The following is a 16,878-nucleotide window of genomic DNA, read 5'->3' as shown; positions in this document are numbered from 1 at the left end:
GAGCGGGGTCACAGACCCGCACCCTCAGACGACGGTCGGCGGTGACCAGCCGCGACCATGAGCCACGAGCCACGAAGGCGGACTCACATGCGCATCGGCGTGCCGAAGGAAGTCAAGGACAACGAGCACCGGGTGGCGATCACCCCGGCCGGGGTGCACGAGCTCACGGTGCGGGGCCACGACGTGCGCGTGCAGGCCGGCGCGGGTGTCGGCTCGTCCCTCACGGACTCCGAGCTCGCGGCGGCGGGAGCCACGATCGTGCCCACCGCCGAGGAGGTGTGGGAGACCGGCGAGATGATCCTGAAGGTCAAGGAGCCGGTCGCGTCCGAGTACGAGCGCATGCGTCCCGGGCAGGTCCTGTTCACGTACCTGCACCTGGCCGCCGACAAGGCGCTCACCGAGGAGCTGCTCGGCCGCCGGGTCACCGCCGTCGCCTACGAGACCGTGCAGCTGCCCGACGGCCGGCTGCCGCTGCTGGCCCCGATGTCGGAGGTGGCGGGGCGCCTGGCCCCGCAGGTCGGCGCGGAGACGCTGCTGCGCGCCCAGGGCGGGCGCGGGCTGCTGCTGGGCGGGGTGCCCGGCGTCGCCCCGGGACACGTGGTGATCATCGGCGCCGGCGTGTCCGGCATGAACGCCGCCCGCGTCGCCGTCGGCCTCGGCGCCCGGGTCACGCTGCTGGACAAGAACATCGACGTGCTGCGCGCCGCCGACCAGGAGCTCGGGCCGCGCGTGGAGACCCTCGCGTCGAACACCCTGACCCTGGAGCGGGCCGTGCTCGACGCCGACCTGGTGATCGGCGCCGTCCTCGTGCCCGGCGCCAAGGCGCCCGTGCTCGTGTCCAACGAGCTGGTCTCCCGCATGCGGCCCGGCTCCGTCCTCGTGGACGTCGCGATCGACCAGGGCGGCTGCTTCGAGGACTCGCGCCCGACCACGCACACGGACCCCACGTTCGGCGTGCACTCCTCGGTGTTCTACTGCGTGGCGAACATGCCCGGCGCGGTGCCGCACACGTCCACCCACGCGCTGACGAACGTCACCCTGCCGTACACGCTGCAGCTCGCCGACGCCGGCTGGCGCGAGGCGCTGCGCCGCGACACCGGCCTGGCGCGCGGCCTCAACACCCACGACGGGCAGGTCACCAACCGCGGCGTCGCCGAGGCGCACTCCCTCGATCACGTGGACGTCGTCGACCTCCTCTGACCCGAGTCCGACCAGGCCTGTCCCGTCGTGGTGGCGGGGCGGCGTGCCACGTGGAGCACCCTCAGGCGCCGGTGAACGCCCGGGCTACGGCCAGCGTGTCCTCGTAGAGGTGCATGCGGACGATCTCGCCGTCCTCGACCACCAGGTGCATCGCCGACGGGGTGGTGAACGCCCTGCCGGTGCTGGCGGCGGTGTGCGTGAAGACCCCCAGCAGCATCACGTCACCTCCGTCGACGACGACCCGCTCCAGGACGATCTCGCTCTCGCCGGGGACGAAGTGCGGCCACATCGCCGTGAAGTAGGGCGCGACGTCCTCGCGGCGGGTGCGGCGACCGGTCCAGGGCAGCGAGTCGTCGCCGGGCACGTACCAGTCGACGTCGGCTGCGAACAGCTCCTGGATACCGTCCTGGTCCTGCCTGCCGAGCCGCTCGACGAACTGCTCGGCCACCGCTCGTGAGGTCTGCGTGTCCGTGGTCATGAGGCGTGTCCTTGTCTCTCGGATACGGGTGGGTGCGAGCGTGGCGCGATCTGGGCGGCGAGGACGTCCCGCAGGACGTCCTCCAGAGTGGTTCTCGCCAAGGTTCCGCGGACAGCGGCCTCGGCTTCCGCGTAGACGGAGGCCAGCGCCGGCCCGATACCGTGGCCCACGACGCAGTCCTGGTCGGGCGTCGAGCGGTGCAGGGCGAAGACCGGTCCGGTGGTGATCGCGTCATGGACGTCGAGCAGCGTGATCTCCGTCAGGTCCCGGGAGAGCAGCCAGCCCGCCCCCGTGCCTCGCCGTGAGTCGGCGAGGCCGGCCTTGCGCAGATCGGCCAGGAGGCGGCGGATCACCACCGGGTTCGTGTTGACGCTGGTGGCGATCTGCTCCGAGGTCGCGACCCCATGACCGCGACGCTGATACAGCCCGATCCACGTGAGGGCGTGCGCGGCGACGGTCAGTCTGCTGTTGGCGCTCACGTCGGACCTCGCTCCCCTCGAACGCCCATCGTTGTAACCGTAACAGTGACGACGCAGGCCGGTGGCGACGGTAGCGACGGCGACGACGCGGGCGCGATGCGCTCGTCGCGACCGGACGAGCACGGGCCGAGACGTCCCGGGGCAGCGCTCGTCAGCGACGGCGGGGCGGCAGAGGCACGCGGTCGAGGTCGGACGCCACCGTCACGTCGCCGTCGAACACCTCGCGCGCCTCGGCCTCGAACGCGTCGGGCAGCTCGGCCGGTACGCGGTAGCGCTGCGAGAAGTGCGTGAGCACCAGGTGACGCACCCCGCACGCGCGGGCCACCAGGGCCGCCTGGCGGCAGGTCAGGTGCGCCCACCGGGCGGCGAGGTCGACGTCGCGGTGCAAGAAGGTGGACTCCACGACGAGCAGGTCCACCCCGTCGGCCAGGGCGTACACGGCGTCGCACAGGCGGGTGTCCATGACGAACGCGACGGACTGGCCGGGCCGGCGCACGCTGAGGTCGTGGGCGCGCACGGTGCGCCCGTCCGGCAGCACCAGGCTGCCCTCGCGTGCCAGGCGGCCCACCTGGGGGCCCGGGGCGACCCCGGCCTGCGCGAGGGCGCGCGGGTCGAACGACCGGCCGTCCGGCTCGTCGAGCCGGTACCCGACCGTGGGGACCCGGTGGTCCAGGGCCCGGGCCGAGAGTCGTGGCGCACCGACGGCGGCGCCCCGCTCCCCCGCCACCCGCTCCACGGGCACCGCGGGGCCCGCTGCCTCGCCGTCTCCGGGATCCGCGTGCACCGGCTGCAGCACCACCCGCTCGGCGTGGTCGTACGCGCTCGCCTCCAGCAGGTGCCGCACGAACGGCTCTCCCTCCGCCGGGAACGAGATCGGCACCGTGTGCCGCACCCGGTCCCCCGACAGGCGCTGCACCACCCCCGCCAGCCCCAGCGAGTGGTCGCCGTGCAGGTGCGTGATCGCGACCCGCGTCAGGTCGGTCGCCGAGACGCCCGCCAGCGTCATCTGCCGCTGCGTACCCTCGCCCGGGTCGAACAGCACCGCCGTGTCGTCGAAGAAGAGCACGTACCCGTTGTGGTTGCGCGCCCGGGTCGGCACCATGCTCGCCGTGCCGAGCACGACGAGCTCACGGCGAGACACGGGTGCTGCGCTCGCACGGCGCACCGGTGCGTTCGTTGGCCGCCGCGGCGCCGATGACGCCGTCCAGGCTGTCGCGCACCTCGAGGAGGTCGCGGATGCGGCCCTCGAGGCGGTCGCGCTCGGTCTGCAGCCGCCGCAGCAGGTCAGGGGTGGCGCGCCCGTCGACCACGCACGGCAGGAGCTCCGCGATCGTCCGGCTCGACAGGCCGGCGGCGTAGAGGCGTTGAATCAGCACGACCCGGTCCACCGCGCCACGGGCGTAGTGGCGCTGGCCGCCCGGGCTGCGCCCGGCCGTCAGCAGGCCCTGCTCCTCGTAGTAGCGCAGCGCCCGCACGCTGACTCCTGTCCGGGCGGCGAGCTCACCGACGCGCACGACACCTCCGGGTGACCCTCATCACGACTCCTTGCACCTGACGTCAACGTCAGGTTCTAGCGTACCGGCATGACCTCTCCACGGACCACCGACTTCTCCCGCACCCCCGCGACCCCGACCGTGTCCGTCAAGCCGATCGTGCTGCGCGCGCCCGGACGGGACACCGACCTGCCGGTCCGCGTCACCGCCCCGGTCACCGGCACCCGACTGCCCTTCGTGCTCTTCGCCCACGGGTTCGGCTCGCACCTGGACGGCTACGCGCCGCTGGTCGACCACTGGGCCTCCCACGGGTTCGTCGTCGTCCAGGCCACCCACCTCGACTCCGCCCGCCACGACGTCTTCGCGGACACGCGCCGCCGGCCCCGCCTGTGGCGGGATCGCGTGCACGACATGACGCGGATCCTCGACCAGCTCGACACCCTGGAGGCGGCCGTCCCCGGGCTGGCGGGGCGGGCGGACCACGACCGGATCGTGGCCGCGGGGCACTCGTTCGGCGGCCAGACCGCCGGCGTCCTCGTGGGGCTCCTCGTCACCGACCCCCTCACCGGCGTCGCCGAGGACCTGTCCGACCCGCGGGTCATGGCGAGCGTCCAGCTCGCCACCGCCGGAAGCGGCGACGAGCTGACCCCGTTCGCCCTCGAGCACGCGCCCTGGCTGCGCGGCCAGGACTTCTCCGCCGTCACCAGGCCGGGGCTGGTCGTCGCCGGCGACGCCGACGAGCTCCCCCTGTCCACCCGCGGGACCGCCTGGACCCGCGACCCGTACACCCTCGCCGGTGGCGGCAAGAGCCTCCTGACCGTCCACGGGGGCCAGCACTCGCTCGGCGGCATCGCCGGATACGGGGCCGCCGAGACGACCGACGAGGACCCCGACCGCCTCGCACTGGTCCAGCAGGTCACCCTGACCTACCTGCAGCACGTCACCGGCGAGGACCAGCGCGGGTGGGAGACGGCGAAGGCTGCGCTAACCGGCGGGACCCACCCGCTCGGCCGGCTCGAGTCGAAGTGACGTCCCTCAGGCGTCGGGGAACCCCTGCGGGTTCGCGGACTGCCACCGCCACGTGTCCGCGCACATGTCGTCGATCGTCTTGACGGCACGCCACCCGAGCTCGTCGTTCGCCCGCGACGGGTCGGCCCAGAACGCCGCCAGGTCACCCGCGCGGCGCGGGCCCACCTCGTACGGCAGCTCGCGCCCCACCGCGCGCTCGAACGCCTTGAGCATCGCCAGCACCGAGGTCCCGGTCCCCGTGCCCAGGTTGAACGCCCGCACCGGCGTCACCATGTCGTCCAGGTGCTCCAGCGCCGCGACGTGCCCGGCCGCCAGGTCCTCCACGTGCAGGTAGTCGCGCTCGCACGTGCCGTCCGCCGTCGGGTAGTCGTCGCCGAACACCGTCAGCTTCTCCCGGCGGCCCACCGCCACCTGCGCGATGAACGGCATGAGGTTGTTCGGGATGCCCTGCGGGTCCTCCCCGATCTGCCCCGACGGGTGCGCCCCCACCGGGTTGAAGTACCGCAGCAGCGCCACCCGCAACCCGTCGCTCGCCGCGGCGACGTCCGTCATGATCCGCTCGATCATGACCTTCGTCTGCCCGTACGGCGAGGAGGACGACAGGTGCTCGTAGTCCTCGGAGTACGGCACCGGCGCGTTCTCCCCGTACACCGTCGCCGAGGAGGAGAACACCAGCCGGTGCACACCGTGCCGCTGCATCGCCGCGAGCAGAGACAGCGTCGAGTCGATGTTGTTGCGGTAGTACTCGATCGGCTTCGTCACCGACTCCCCGACCGCCTTGAGGCCGGCGAAGTGCACGACCGCGTCGATCTGCTCGTGCGCGAACAGCCGCTCGGTCTTGTCGACGTCCGTCAGGTCGAACGAGTGCACCGGCACGTGCGTCCCGGACAGCGACTCCAGACGGCCCACGACCGTCGGCTTGCTGTTCGAGAAGTCGTCGACCACGACGACGTCGTGCCCGGAGGCGATGAGCTTGAGGACGGTGTGGGACCCGATGTACCCGGCACCGCCGGAGACCAGAACGCGCATGGCCCCAGCCTATGGGAGGCCGGCGGCGGCGCGGACCGGCCGTGCACCGGCCCCGCGCCGCCGCGACCGGGCGTCAGCTGCCGCCGAGCAGCTCGGTGAAGCTCGGCGTCGCGGCGAACGGGTCCGCCGGCCCCTCGCCGGGTCGCTCCGCCACCCGGGCGGCGAGCTCACGGCCCGCACGGGAGATGCGCCGCGGCAGCCCCGCGCCCGGGTCGTCGGCGCTCGCCGCCCAGTCGTCGGTGGCGGCGAACACGGACGTGGGCACGACGTCGGCGCGCAGGTAGGTGAACAGCGGCCGCATGGCGTACTCCAGCGCCAGGGAGTGGCGGGCGGTGCCGCCCGTCGCGCCCAGCAGCACGGGCATGCCCGTGAGCGCGTCGGGGTCCACCACGTCCCAGAACGACTTGAACAGCCCGGAGTAGCTCGTGGTGAACACGGGCGTCACGGCGATCACGCCGTCCGCGCCGGTCACGGCCTCCAGCGCGCCCGCCAGGTCGCCGGCCGGGAACCGCGTCAGCATCGCGTCGACGACGGCGTGGGCGAGGTCGCGCAGCTCGACGGTCTCCACGCGCACGGTGTGCCCGCGGTCCTCGAGGTCGCGCACCGTGGCGTCGGCGAGCCGGTCGGCGAGCAGCCGGGTCGACGACGGCTGGGACAGGCCGGCCGAGACGACGGCGAGCGTGCGGCCCGGGTCGGTGCCGTTGCTGGTGGTGGTCATGCGCGTGCCTCCTGCGCTGCCGTGCGCGACGACGTGACGGGCTGGGTGCCTTCGGCAACAGTACCGGTGTACGGGTCGACCGAGTCGCCGACGTGGGTGACGCCCATCTCTCCCGACGCGCGGGCCGCGGCGACGCGCTCGGCGTGCGACGGCGGATTCAGCGGGACGTCGTCCGCAGGCCGCTTGGCCTCGACGATGCGGCGCAGCTCGGGCACCACGTCCTCGGCCAGGATGTCGATCTGCTCCAGGACGGTCTTGAGCGGCAGGCCCGCGTGGTCGACGAGGAACATCTGGCGCTGGTAGTACCCGACCTCGTCGACGAAGGAGGCGTACCGGTCGATCACCTGCTGCGGGGAGCCGACCGTGAGCGGCGTCTGCTGCGTGAAGTCCTCCATCGAGGGGCCGTGCCCGTAGACCGGCGCCTCGTCGAAGTAGGGACGGAACTCGTTCCAGGCGTCCTGGGAGCTCTTGCGCATGAAGACCTGCCCGCCCAGGCCGACGATCGCCTGGTCGGCGCGCCCGTGGCCGTAGTGCTCGAAGCGCTGGCGGTAGAACCGCACCATCTGCCGCGTGTGGTGCATGGGCCAGAAGATGTTGTTGTGCAGGAACCCGTCGCCGTAATACGCGGCCTGCTCGGCGATCTCGGGGCTGCGGATCGAGCCGTGCCACACGAAGGGCGGCACGCCGTCCAGCGGGCGGGGCGTGGAGGTGAAGCCCTGCAGCGGGGTGCGGAACTTGCCCTCCCAGTCGACGACGTCCTCGGTCCACAGGCGGCGCAGCAGCGCGTAGTTCTCGACGGCCAGCGGGATGCCGTTGCGGATGTCCTGGCCGAACCACGGGTAGACCGGGCCGGTGTTGCCGCGGCCCATCATGAGGTCCATGCGCCCGTCGGCGATCACCTGGAGCATCGCGTACTCCTCGGCCAGGCGCACCGGGTCGTTCGTGGTGATCAGCGTCGTCGCGGTCGACAGGGTGATGTGCTGAGTCACCCCGGCCAGGTAGCCGAGCATCGTCGTGGGGCTGGACGCCACGAACGGCGGGTTGTGGTGCTCGCCGGTGGCGAAGACGTCGAGCCCCGCCTCGTCGGCGTGCCGGGCGATGGTGAGCATGTTGCGCACGCGCTCGGTGTCGTCGGGGGTGCGGCCCGTCGTGGGGTCGGTGGTGACGTCGCTGACGGAGAAGATTCCGAACTGCACGGCGGTGCTCCCTGCTGGTCGTCGCTGCCTCGTCGGCCCGCTCTCGCGGGACGAACTCCATGCGTTTGCATGTAGGTGGCTCAACCGGGTCGACGCGCCCATTGTTCCCGACCGGCGCCCCGCACGGCGTGACGTCCCGCACAATCCCCGCCCCGGGCAGCGGTTCGAGTTGCGTACGTCGCGCGGACTGGCCAGCCTGGTACAGCACCGCTGCGCCCGGCAGGGAGACGACCACGAGTCCCGCACCCGCCGGGCCGCCCCGGACCTCGCTTCACCGGACCTTCACGTGCCCGCGGAACAACGGCACCGCGGCCCGCGTTGGATCCCCAGGCCCCATCTCGAACGACCTCAGGAGGACGACATGCCCGACCGGTCCCTGCGCGGCATGAGCATCGGCAGCAAGAGCATGGAGTCCGACGAGGGCGTCGACTTCGCCCCGCGGTTCCAGGCGCACTACGACTGCCCCAACGGCCACACCATCATCCTGCCCTTCTCCACCGAGGCGGAGGTCCCGCCCGTGTGGGAGTGCCGCTGCGGCGAGGAGGCGCTCCTGCGCGACGCCGAGAAGCCCGAGCCCAAGGCCGGCAAGCCCCAGCGCACCCACTGGGACATGCTGCTCGAGCGTCGCACCGTCTCCGAGCTCGAGGAGCTCCTCGACGAGCGGCTCCAGCTCCTGCGCGCCGGCAAGCTGCGCCGCAGCGCCTGACGTCGACCACGCGCCGCCACAGGGCGGGCACCCGTGGAGGGTGCCCGCCCTGTGGCGTGTCCAGCGCCGTCATCGCGCGCGAGGGCCACGGAACGACCGCATGAAGTGCGTCACCGTGCGCTGCGCCGCCTGACCGGCACGCCCGGCCTCCGCTTCGGCCTCCGCGGCCGCGGCGACGGCCGTGGTGGCCAGACGCAGGTCCTGGCGGGTGAGCGCCGCCACGACCCGCCCCTCGTCCTGCGCCCCGGCCAGGAGCCGGTACAGCTCGCGGTGCAGCACCTCGTCGAGGGCCCGCGCCTCCTGCGGGAAACGTTCTCGGTGGTCGGGTGCGCACGCACGCGTGGCCACCTGCTCGGCGGCGACGATCCGCAGGGCGCGCTCGAGGGCGTCGTCGGCCGGAGCCGTCTCGGCCAGGTCCGCGAAGGCGGTCGACAGCTCGTCCACCGTCTGCTCGGCCACGTCCGTGACGAGCGCGTCACGGCCATCGAAGCGGCGGTGGAAGGTCGCCACCGAGACGCCGGCGCGGAGGGCCACGTGCCGCACGGTCGCGTCCAGTCCGCGCTCGCGGAACGCCTCCCGAGCGGCACCGAGAAGACGGCGCCGGTTGCGCCCTGCGTCCTGCCGCAGCGCCCGAGGCACGGCCGTCGTTCCGTTCTGCGCGTCGTCGACCACGTCGTGTCTCACTTCCTCGTCGCGGGGATCAGGGACCGGCGGGCCCAGGTTGTGCTCCTCGTGCACCGGTATCCACCGGTGCGAACCCCCACGCCCGGCGGGGTCTTCCCCGCCCGAGGAGGAGGCATCATGCGCGCAGCCCGCTACGACCGGTACGGAGGGCCCGACGTGCTGACCGTCGTCGACGGCGTCCCGCTCCCGCCGGTGGGTCCCACCGACGTGCGGGTCCGGGTGTCCGCGGCCGCCGTCGGCGGCGGAGAGGTTCCCATCCGCGCCGGCCGGCTGCGCCACGTGCTGCGTCAACGTCTGCCGGCGGGGACAGGCGTCGACTTCGTCGGGACCGTCGCCCAGGTCGGAGCGTCCGTGACCCGCACGGGCGTCGGCGATCCCGTGTGGGGCGTGATGCCGCACGGCACCTTCGGGGCCGTGGCGGAGGAGGTCGTCGTGCCCCAGGAACGCCTCTCCCCGGCCCCCCGGTCCGTCCCGGCCCAGGAGGCCGCCGCGCTGCCGGCCTCCGGCACCACCGCGCTCCACGCACTGACCCGACGGGTGCGCCTGCGCCCGGGACGCCGCCTGCTGGTCCGCGGCGCCGGCGGCGGCGTGGGCGTGATCGCCGTGCAGCTCGGCGCCGCCCTCGGCGCGCACGTCACCGCGCTCGCCGGGGGCGAGCACCTCCCACGGCTGCGCGAGCTGGGCGCGGCCGAGGCCGTCGACCACCGCGCGACCCAGGTGCAGGACCTGGGGCGGTTCGACGTCGTCCTCGACCTGGTCGGCACCCGTCTGGCGAGCGTGCGCGAACGGCTCGAGCGAGGAGGAACCCTCGTCCCGCTCGCCCTGGACCCCACCCGACCGGTCCGGTCCGCCCTGTGGGTGGCGACGGGCAGCCTCGATCGGCGCACCCGAGTCAGCGCGTTCAGCAACGACCCCTCCCGCAAGGAGCTGGAGGAGCTCTCCGCGATGGTCGACGACGGCACGATCACACCGGTGGTCAGCGCTCGGCTCGCGATGGACGACATCGCGAAGGCGCACCGCATGCTCGAACGCGGCGGGGTACGAGGCAAGATCGTCGTGACACCGTGAGCGGCGCGCCATGCGGCCGGGTGCCGAGGGGACTGACGATCGGGCAGTGACGATCGGGCAGTGACGATCGGGCAGTGACGACCGGGCAGTGACGACCGGGCAGTGACGACCGGGCAGTGACGACCAGGCAGTGACGACCAGGCGGGGGGACGTCAGTCCCGGCGCCGCAGGCCCGCCACGAGCCCGCCGACCACCAGCACCACCGCCGCGGCCCCCACGCCCCACCCGGGCCAGTAGCCCGCCCGCACCGCCGGGGTCAGCTCCGTGCGCAGGGGCAGGTCCGCCACCAGGTGGTCCGGCGTGAACAGCCGGGTCCGCGCCACGAGCGTGCCGTCCGGCGCCACGACACCGCTGACCCCCACCGTCGAGATCTGCACCGCCGCACGACCCGTCGTGATCGCCTGCAGCCGCGTCATCGCGAGCTGCTGCGTCGACTCCGCGGTGAACCCGAAGGAGGCGTTGTTGGTCGGCACCACCAGCACCTGGGCGCCACGCCGCACCGCGTCACGCACGATCTCGTCGTAGGCCACCTCGAAGCAGATCACCGTCGCCAGCGGCACCGTCGTGCGCCCCGCCGCCCGCCCGACGTCCGTCCCGTCGACCGGCAGGTCGACGACCGCCGGCTCGGTGCCGGCGATCATGTCGGTGGACACCCGGTCCACCTGGGCACTGAAGATCCGCACGAAGTCCCGCAGCGGGATGTACTCGCCGAACGGCGCCGGGTGCTGCTTCGCGTACCGGTCCGTCACGCCCTGGCCCGGCTCCCACAGCAGCGCCACGTTGTACCGGCCCCCGGACTCGGGGTACTCCTGGGCCCCCACGAGGATCGGCGCGCCCACGTCCCGGGCGGCGGCGTCGATCGCTGCCCCGACGGCCGGCGACTCCTGCGGGTCCAGGTCGGAACCGTTCTCCGGCCACAGGACGACGTCCACCGCGTCGTCCGGCGACCCGCCGTACTCCCCCGCCTCCTGCTCCCGCGCGATGTCCTCGGTCCCCGCCAGGTGGTTGTTCAGCACCTCCGCACGGTTCGCGAACGCCCCGTCGCCCGGCTCGGACACGTTGCCCTGCACGGCCCCGACCCGCAGCACGCCGTCCTCCGCGGTCCCGGTGCCCGCGTCGACCACGGTGCCGACGTGCCCCGGGTCCGCGGCGTCGGTGACCTCGCGCGTCCCCGGCGCCGTCGCCAGGGGCAGCAGCCACGGGCCCAGCACGAGGGCGGCCGCCGCCGCGACGGACGCCACGGCGCTCGCGACCGCGCGTCGTGCCGCCGTGCCGCCGCGCCGGGCGCGCAGCAGGCGCCCGACGGCCAGCGCGAGGAGCACCCCCGCCGCGGCGACCAGCAGGGACACCAGCGTGGTGGACCCGAGCCAGGCGGCGCGGCCGGTGGGCGCGCCGGCGACCGTCCACGCGAGCCGCCCCCAGGGGAAGCCGCCGAAGGGGATCTCCGAGCGCCACTGCTCCACGGCGACGAACAGGACGGTGAACGCGACGGTCTGCGTCGCGACGCCGCGCCGCACCCACCGCCAGCGGCGCGCCCAGGTCCACAGGGCGCCGAACGCGGCGAGGAACGCCGCCTCGAGCACGGACAGCGCGACCCACGGCACCGTGTCGGTGGCGAAGTTCGCCCACCAGATGTGCGGCAGCCAGAACGTCAGGCCGGCGACCAGGCCCACGAGCGTGTTCCAGCCGGCGGCCCGCCGGCCGTCACGGCGCAGCGCCGCGAACAGCAGGCCCACACCGACGAACGCCAGCGGCCAGGCCCCGACGTCGGGGAACGCGGCCCACAGCGCCGCGCCCGAGGCGACGGCGAGGAGCAGCGTGGCGGGTCGCGAGGCCCACCGGTCGGAACGGGAGGCAGCGGACGACGCGGACGGCGCCGACGGTGCGGTCCCCCCGGTGCGGCGCGGGCCGCCGGGGCCGGGTTCGGTGTCCGGCGCGGGGGTCGGGAGGGTGGACGACGTCACTCCCGCAGATTACGTGACGGCAGCGGCACTCAGGCGAAGGTGTCGTGCAGCACGACGCCGTCGCGCATCGTGTGCAGGCACTCCGGCTCGGCGGCGTCGGCGGACAGGTCGGGCAGCAGCGGCTGCCCGGCCCGCGCCTCGGGGTTCCACTGCGACAGGCGCCCCTGCGCGGACTGCACGGCGAGCTGTTCGGCGCGCCACACGGCCAGGTGGGCGGGCGCGCCGACGCGCAGCTCCCCGGCGCCGGTGTGGTCGAGGCCCGCGAGCCGCCACCCGCCACGGGTGTGGGCGCGGAACGCGGAGCGGGCCGAGATGCGCTGCGTGGTGTCCTCGTGGGTGAGGGTGGCGCGCACGCCCTGCCACGGGTCGAGCGGGGTCACGGGGCTGTCGGAGCCGAACGCGAGCGGCACGCCCGCGCCGGCGAGGTCGGCGAAGGGCGACAGGTTGGCGGCCCGCGCGACCCCGAGCCGTGCGGCGTACATGCCGTGGCTGCCGCCGAACGTCGAGTCGAACGCGGGCTGCACCGACAGCGCCACCCCGTACTGCAGGAGCGCCGCCAGCGCGGACGCGTCGACGAACAGGGCGTGCTCGAGGCGGTGGTGCCCGCCGCGCAGCGCCGCGGGGCCGTGCTCGGCCGCGGCGAGCTCCAGGCCGCGCACCACCTCGTCCATCGCACGGTCGCCGATGACGTGGAACCCGCCCTGGGTGCCGGCGGCGGAGCAGGCGGCCAGGTGGGCGGCGATCTCCTCGCCGGACAGGAACAGGTTCCCCGTGGACACGGCCCCGCCGGGCCCGGGCAGCACGTCGGCGTAGGGCAGGCGCAGCGCGGCGGTGCGCGAGCCGAGGGACCCGTCGACGCACACGTCCCCGGCGATCCCCGTGAGGAACGGGAGCTCGGCGAGGAGCTGGCGGGCCTCGTCCTCGGTGGCGCACAGCTCGCCTCGGTAGGCGGCCACGTGGGGCAGCCCGCCGGCGGGGTCGGCGGTGAGGGACACGAGCTCGCGCAGCCCGTCCCGGGTGTCGTTGGCGGGCTCGCTCATCTCGTGCAGGGAGACGATGCCGAGGCGGGCGGCCCGCTCCAGGGCGGCCCGGTAGGCGCGGGTGCGCCGCGCGGGGGTGACCTCACGCACGGCGCGCGCCACGGCGCGCAGCGCCTCGCCCGTCACGACGCCGCCGGGGTCGGTGCCCGGCCCGGTGGGCAGGCCGACGCGGCGCGCCAGCTCGCTCGAGACGACCGCCGAGTGCCCGTCGACGCGCGCCGCGTACACGGCCCGCCCGCCGGCGGCGGCGTCGAGCTCCTCGCGGCGGGGTGCTCGGCGCTCGGGCCACGCCTGCTCGTCCCAGCCGAAGGCGAGGAGCACCTCCTCGCCCGCGGGGTCGGTGGCCGCGAGGTCGCGGGCGCCAGCGGCGAGGGTGTCGAGCGCGGCCGCGAGCGACGTCACTCCCCCGGCGGCGGTGAGGTCGACGGACTCCATCGCCAGGCCCGTCTCGAGGACGTGGGCGTGGGAGTCGACGAACCCGGGGGCGACGAGCGCGCCGTCGAGGTCCACGACGCGGTCGGCGCGGGCCGCGAGCCCGGCGGCGGTGTCCTCCGCCCCGAGCCACGCCACGACCCCGTCGTCGACGAGGATCGCCTCGGCGAAGGGGTCGGCGGCCGAGTGCACGACACCGTTGCGGTACAGGATGGAGGTCACGACCAGCACTGTAGGGCACACGATCGCCACCGAACGCACCGATCGCCCCCGCACCCTTCACACGCCGGCGAGCGCACCCCCGGGCCTGCCGGGGACGTCGTGGTCGGTCAGAGGCTGGAGCCTGCCGGGGACGTCGTGGTCGGTCACGTCGTGGTCGGTCAGAGGCTGGAGCCTGCCGGGGACGTCGTGGTCGGTCAGAGGCTGGAGTAGGCGACCACCCCGCGCAGCACGGCCTGCTGCGCCTTGCGCGCGGTGGACCGCAGGGCGGGGCGCGGCGCCGCGGACGCGAGCTGGTCGAGCACGTCGACGATCTGCTTGCACCAGCGCACGAAGTCGCCGGGGGCGACGTCGGTGCCACGCAGCACGGCGTCGAGGCCGCGCCCGGAGGCCCACCGGTGCACCGGTGCCACCAGGCCGAGGTCGAGCGGCCCGGTCACCTCCAGCCCGTGCTCGGCCTCCAGGCCGGTGACGTCCGACCACACGCGGGCGGTGTCGTCCAGGGCGGCCACGAGGCGACCCTGCGGTCCGCTCGGCACGGCGGGCTCGGACGCCTCCTCGCGCCGTCCCGAGAAGACGACGGTCGAGACCGCCGCGGCCAGGCCGGCCGGGTCGAGGGCGTCCCAGGTGCCGCGGCGCAGGCACTCGGCCATCAGCAGGTCGTCCTCGGCGTAGAGGCGGCGCAGCCAGCGCCCGTCGTCGGTCACCCGCAGCCCGTCGTCGGGGCGGTCGTCGTCCTGGGCGAGGTACCCCAGCCGGGCGAGGACCTCGCAGGTGCGGTCGAACGTGCGCGCGATCGTGCCGGTGCGGCCCTCGACGCGACGCACGAGCTGGTCGTGCTCGCGCCGCAGCCGCTCCCAGCGCTCCGCCCAGCGGGCGTGGTCGTCCCGCTCGGGGCACGAGTGGCACGGGTGGGCCCGCAGCGCCTTGCGCAGCCGCGCCAGCTCCGCGTCGGACGCGGCGTCGCCGGCGTTCCTCGTCGTGTCGCGTCGGCCCCGGTGGTCGCGCCCGGTGCCGGCGTCGTCGCGGAACGCGCCGAGCGCGTTGCGCATCGAGGAGGCGAGGTCGCGGCGCTGGTCGGGCCGTCGGGGGTTGAACGACTTGGGGATGCGCACCGTCGTCACGGTCCGCACCCCGCCGGGCGCGTCGGCGAGCGTGAGCTTCTTGACCTGCTTCTCCTGCGTCAGGACGGTGGGTCGTGGTCCGTCGAAGCCGCCCTCGCCGCGGCCCGGGTCGAGGATCACGACGTACCCGCGCCGCCGGCCGCTGGGCACCTCGACGACGTCGCCGCGGCGCAGCGCCTCGAACGACGCGACGGCCTCCGCGCGGCGCGCCCCGGACGCGGCCCGCGACAGCTCTTTCTCCCGGTCGGAGATCGCGCGGCGCAGCCCCATGTAGTCGGCGAAGTCGCCGCGGTCGCACTCCATCGCGCCCGCGTAGCCCTCCATGGCCTCGGCGTGCGCCTGCGCCTGCTTGGCCAGACCCACCACCCCGCGGTCGGCCTGGAACTGCGCGAAGCTCGTCTCCAGGACGTCGCGCGCCCGCTCCCGGCCCACCTGCGCCACGAGGTTGACCGCCATGTTGTACGTGGGGCGAAAGCTCGAGCGCAGCGGGTACAGGCGCTTGGACGCCAGTCCGGCGAGGGCCACCGGGTCCAGGCCGTTGTGGTCGACGACGACGGCGTGCCCCTCGACGTCGATGCCGCGCCGGCCCGCGCGGCCCGTGAGCTGGGTGTACTCCCCCGGCGTGATCGCCTGGTGCGCCGTGCCGTCCCACTTGACGAGCTTCTCCAGCACCACGGACCGGGCGGGCATGTTGATGCCGAGCGCGAGCGTCTCCGTCGCGAACACGACCTTGACGAGCCCGCGCGCGAACAGCTCCTCGACCGTCTCCTTGAACACGGGCAGCAGGCCGGCGTGGTGGGCGGCGATCCCGCGGGCCAGCGACTCGGCCCACGTCCAGTAGCCGAGCACCTCGAGGTCCTCCGGCGGGATGGCCGCGGTGCGCTCCTCCACCACCCGCCGGATCGTCGCCTCCTCCTCGGCGTCCGTCAGCCGCAGCCCCGCCTGCAGGCACTGCTGCACGGCACCGTCGCAGCCCGCGCGGGAGAAGATGAAGTAGATCGCCGGCAGGAGCGCGTCGGCGTCCAGGGCGTCGACGACGGCGAACCGGCGCGGTGTGCGCCGCGTCGGCACCAGCGAGGCACCGCGCGCCGGGCGGCGCCCGCCACGGCCCCGGTACCCGCGGTCGCCGCGCCCCCGGTGCCCGTGCCGCTCGTGCCCGCCGCCCTGGTTCCCGGCCCGGCCCGAGACGCGGAACACCTGCTGCAGGTCCGGGTTGATCGGCGGGTTGGTGCCCGGGGAGGTCGGGTCGACGTGCCCGGCGTACAGGTCCATGAGGCGCGGCACGGCCCGCGGCTCGCTGGGCGAGACGATGACGTGCTGCCACAGCGGCACCGGCCGGTGCTCCGAGACGACGACGGCGGTGTCGCCGCGCACCGTCGCGAGCCAGTCGCCGAACTCCTCGGCGTTCGACACGGTCGCGGACAGCGACACGAGCTGCACGTGGTCGGGCAGGTGGATGATGACCTCCTCCCACACCGGCCCGCGGAACCGGTCCGCGAGGTAGTGCACCTCGTCCATGACGACGTACGCCAGACCGTCGAGCGCGCTCGAGCCCGCGTACAGCATGTTGCGCAGCACCTCGGTGGTCATGACCACCACCGGGGCGCCGGCGTTGATCGACGTGTCCCCGGTGAGCAGTCCGACGTTCTCGGCGCCGTGCCGCGCGACGAGGTCGGTGAACTTCTGGTTGCTCAGCGCCTTGATCGGCGTGGTGTAGAACGCCTTGCCACCCCGGGCCAGCGCCAGGTGGACGGCGAACTCGCCCACGACCGTCTTCCCGGCGCCGGTGGGCGCGGCGACCAGCACGCCGCGGCCGTCCTCGAGGGCGGCGCAGGCGTCGGCCTGGAACGGGTCGAGCTCGAAGTCCAGCACGCGGCGGAAGCGGCCCAGCTCGCCGGTGGCGGCGGCGCGGTCGCGGGCGGAGCGCGCGCGGGAGGCCGCGTACCGTTCGGCGGGGCTGCCCTCCTGGGAGTGGTGCTCGGGGCGTGCTGCGGAGGTCATGCCGTCAGCCTACGGGCC

General features: G+C 74.5%; 15 protein-coding genes. 4 read left to right on the top strand and 11 right to left on the bottom strand.

The window, feature by feature from the left end:
* Positions 1 to 87: 87 nt before the first annotated feature.
* The gene (gene ald / locus EYB28_RS10855) at positions 88 to 1,200 is read left to right on the top strand and encodes an alanine dehydrogenase (RefSeq protein WP_166847662.1); all 1,113 of its coding nucleotides are present in this window, start codon (positions 88 to 90) and stop codon (positions 1,198 to 1,200) included.
* Positions 1,201 to 1,261: 61 nt separating this feature from the next.
* On the opposite strand, the gene EYB28_RS10850 is transcribed toward ald, so the two are convergent.
* The 4 genes from EYB28_RS10850 to EYB28_RS10835 all read right to left on the bottom strand — a co-directional run bounded on the left by EYB28_RS10850 (position 1,262) and on the right by EYB28_RS10835 (position 3,671).
* A complete protein-coding gene (locus EYB28_RS10850) occupies positions 1,262 to 1,678 on the bottom strand; it encodes a nuclear transport factor 2 family protein (RefSeq protein ID WP_166847659.1) in 417 nt (138 codons plus the stop codon).
* Positions 1,675 to 2,157: an Rrf2 family transcriptional regulator gene (locus EYB28_RS10845; protein WP_166847656.1), complete on the bottom strand. Its 483-nt coding sequence runs from the start codon at positions 2,155 to 2,157 to the stop codon at positions 1,675 to 1,677. The genes EYB28_RS10850 and EYB28_RS10845 overlap by 4 nt, the downstream gene beginning before the upstream one ends.
* Before the next feature lie 151 nt (positions 2,158 to 2,308).
* Positions 2,309 to 3,298, bottom strand: coding sequence for a ribonuclease Z (locus EYB28_RS10840; RefSeq protein ID WP_240930504.1), 990 nt, complete (start codon positions 3,296 to 3,298; stop codon positions 2,309 to 2,311).
* The gene (locus EYB28_RS10835; RefSeq protein WP_166847653.1) at positions 3,285 to 3,671 is read right to left on the bottom strand and encodes a MerR family transcriptional regulator; all 387 of its coding nucleotides are present in this window, start codon (positions 3,669 to 3,671) and stop codon (positions 3,285 to 3,287) included. The genes EYB28_RS10840 and EYB28_RS10835 overlap by 14 nt, the downstream gene beginning before the upstream one ends.
* Positions 3,672 to 3,740: 69 nt before the next feature.
* Between EYB28_RS10835 and EYB28_RS10830 the strand changes: the two genes are divergently transcribed.
* On the top strand, positions 3,741 to 4,679 hold the full coding sequence (locus tag EYB28_RS10830) for a chlorophyllase/cutinase-like alpha/beta fold protein (RefSeq protein ID WP_166847650.1): 939 nt from the start codon (positions 3,741 to 3,743) through the stop codon (positions 4,677 to 4,679).
* A 6-nt stretch (positions 4,680 to 4,685) separates the two neighbouring features.
* Here the strand turns inward: EYB28_RS10830 and galE are convergent, their stop codons facing one another.
* The 3 genes from galE to EYB28_RS10815 form a co-directional block, all read right to left on the bottom strand.
* Positions 4,686 to 5,708 (bottom strand): UDP-glucose 4-epimerase GalE, encoded by a 1,023-nt coding sequence (galE, locus tag EYB28_RS10825; RefSeq protein WP_166847647.1) that lies wholly within the window; start codon positions 5,706 to 5,708, stop codon positions 4,686 to 4,688.
* A 73-nt stretch (positions 5,709 to 5,781) separates the two neighbouring features.
* Entirely contained in the window at positions 5,782 to 6,426 is a 645-nt protein-coding gene (locus EYB28_RS10820; protein WP_166847644.1) for an FMN reductase, read from the bottom strand.
* Positions 6,423 to 7,622, bottom strand: a complete 1,200-nt coding sequence (locus EYB28_RS10815; RefSeq protein ID WP_166847640.1) for an LLM class flavin-dependent oxidoreductase — start codon at positions 7,620 to 7,622, stop codon at positions 6,423 to 6,425. The genes EYB28_RS10820 and EYB28_RS10815 overlap by 4 nt, the downstream gene beginning before the upstream one ends.
* 361 nt (positions 7,623 to 7,983) lie before the next feature.
* On the opposite strand from EYB28_RS10815, the gene EYB28_RS10810 reads away from it, so the two are divergent.
* Positions 7,984 to 8,328, top strand: coding sequence for an RNA polymerase-binding protein RbpA (locus EYB28_RS10810; protein WP_166847637.1), 345 nt, complete (start codon positions 7,984 to 7,986; stop codon positions 8,326 to 8,328).
* A 69-nt stretch (positions 8,329 to 8,397) separates the two neighbouring features.
* Here the strand turns inward: EYB28_RS10810 and EYB28_RS10805 are convergent, their stop codons facing one another.
* Positions 8,398 to 9,012, bottom strand: coding sequence for a TetR/AcrR family transcriptional regulator (locus EYB28_RS10805; RefSeq protein ID WP_205710891.1), 615 nt, complete (start codon positions 9,010 to 9,012; stop codon positions 8,398 to 8,400).
* A 117-nt stretch (positions 9,013 to 9,129) separates the two neighbouring features.
* Here EYB28_RS10805 and EYB28_RS10800 point away from each other — a divergent pair, with 117 nt between their 5' ends.
* Complete coding sequence (locus tag EYB28_RS10800; protein WP_205710890.1) at positions 9,130 to 10,080, top strand: NADP-dependent oxidoreductase; 951 nt, start codon at positions 9,130 to 9,132, stop codon at positions 10,078 to 10,080.
* Positions 10,081 to 10,232: 152 nt separating this feature from the next.
* Here the strand turns inward: EYB28_RS10800 and lnt are convergent, their stop codons facing one another.
* The 3 genes from lnt to EYB28_RS10785 all read right to left on the bottom strand — a co-directional run bounded on the left by lnt (position 10,233) and on the right by EYB28_RS10785 (position 16,860).
* The gene (gene lnt / locus EYB28_RS10795; RefSeq protein ID WP_166847632.1) at positions 10,233 to 12,044 is read right to left on the bottom strand and encodes an apolipoprotein N-acyltransferase; all 1,812 of its coding nucleotides are present in this window, start codon (positions 12,042 to 12,044) and stop codon (positions 10,233 to 10,235) included.
* Positions 12,045 to 12,073: 29 nt separating this feature from the next.
* The gene (locus EYB28_RS10790; RefSeq protein ID WP_166847630.1) at positions 12,074 to 13,738 is read right to left on the bottom strand and encodes an amidohydrolase; all 1,665 of its coding nucleotides are present in this window, start codon (positions 13,736 to 13,738) and stop codon (positions 12,074 to 12,076) included.
* Positions 13,739 to 13,932: 194 nt separating this feature from the next.
* On the bottom strand, positions 13,933 to 16,860 hold the full coding sequence (locus EYB28_RS10785) for an RNA helicase (RefSeq protein ID WP_166847628.1): 2,928 nt from the start codon (positions 16,858 to 16,860) through the stop codon (positions 13,933 to 13,935).
* Positions 16,861 to 16,878 lie beyond the last annotated feature (18 nt).

The organism is Isoptericola sp. BMS4 (assembly GCF_011634835.1).
Lineage (GTDB): Bacteria > Actinomycetota > Actinomycetes > Actinomycetales > Cellulomonadaceae > Isoptericola.
This window is presented reverse-complemented; position numbering and strand designations above follow the sequence as displayed.

Excerpts from the sequence above, each read along its gene's own strand:
- ald (WP_166847662.1), top strand. The coding sequence starts at position 88 with ATGCGCATCGGCGTGCCGAAGGAAGTCAAGGACAACGAGCACCGGGTG.
- EYB28_RS10850 (WP_166847659.1), bottom strand. The coding sequence starts at position 1,678 with ATGACCACGGACACGCAGACCTCACGAGCGGTGGCCGAGCAGTTCGTC.
- EYB28_RS10830 (WP_166847650.1), top strand. The coding sequence starts at position 3,741 with ATGACCTCTCCACGGACCACCGACTTCTCCCGCACCCCCGCGACCCCG.
- galE (WP_166847647.1), bottom strand. The coding sequence starts at position 5,708 with ATGCGCGTTCTGGTCTCCGGCGGTGCCGGGTACATCGGGTCCCACACC.
- EYB28_RS10820 (WP_166847644.1), bottom strand. The coding sequence starts at position 6,426 with ATGACCACCACCAGCAACGGCACCGACCCGGGCCGCACGCTCGCCGTC.
- EYB28_RS10810 (WP_166847637.1), top strand. The coding sequence starts at position 7,984 with ATGCCCGACCGGTCCCTGCGCGGCATGAGCATCGGCAGCAAGAGCATG.
- EYB28_RS10800 (WP_205710890.1), top strand. The coding sequence starts at position 9,130 with ATGCGCGCAGCCCGCTACGACCGGTACGGAGGGCCCGACGTGCTGACC.
- EYB28_RS10785 (WP_166847628.1), bottom strand. The coding sequence starts at position 16,860 with ATGACCTCCGCAGCACGCCCCGAGCACCACTCCCAGGAGGGCAGCCCC.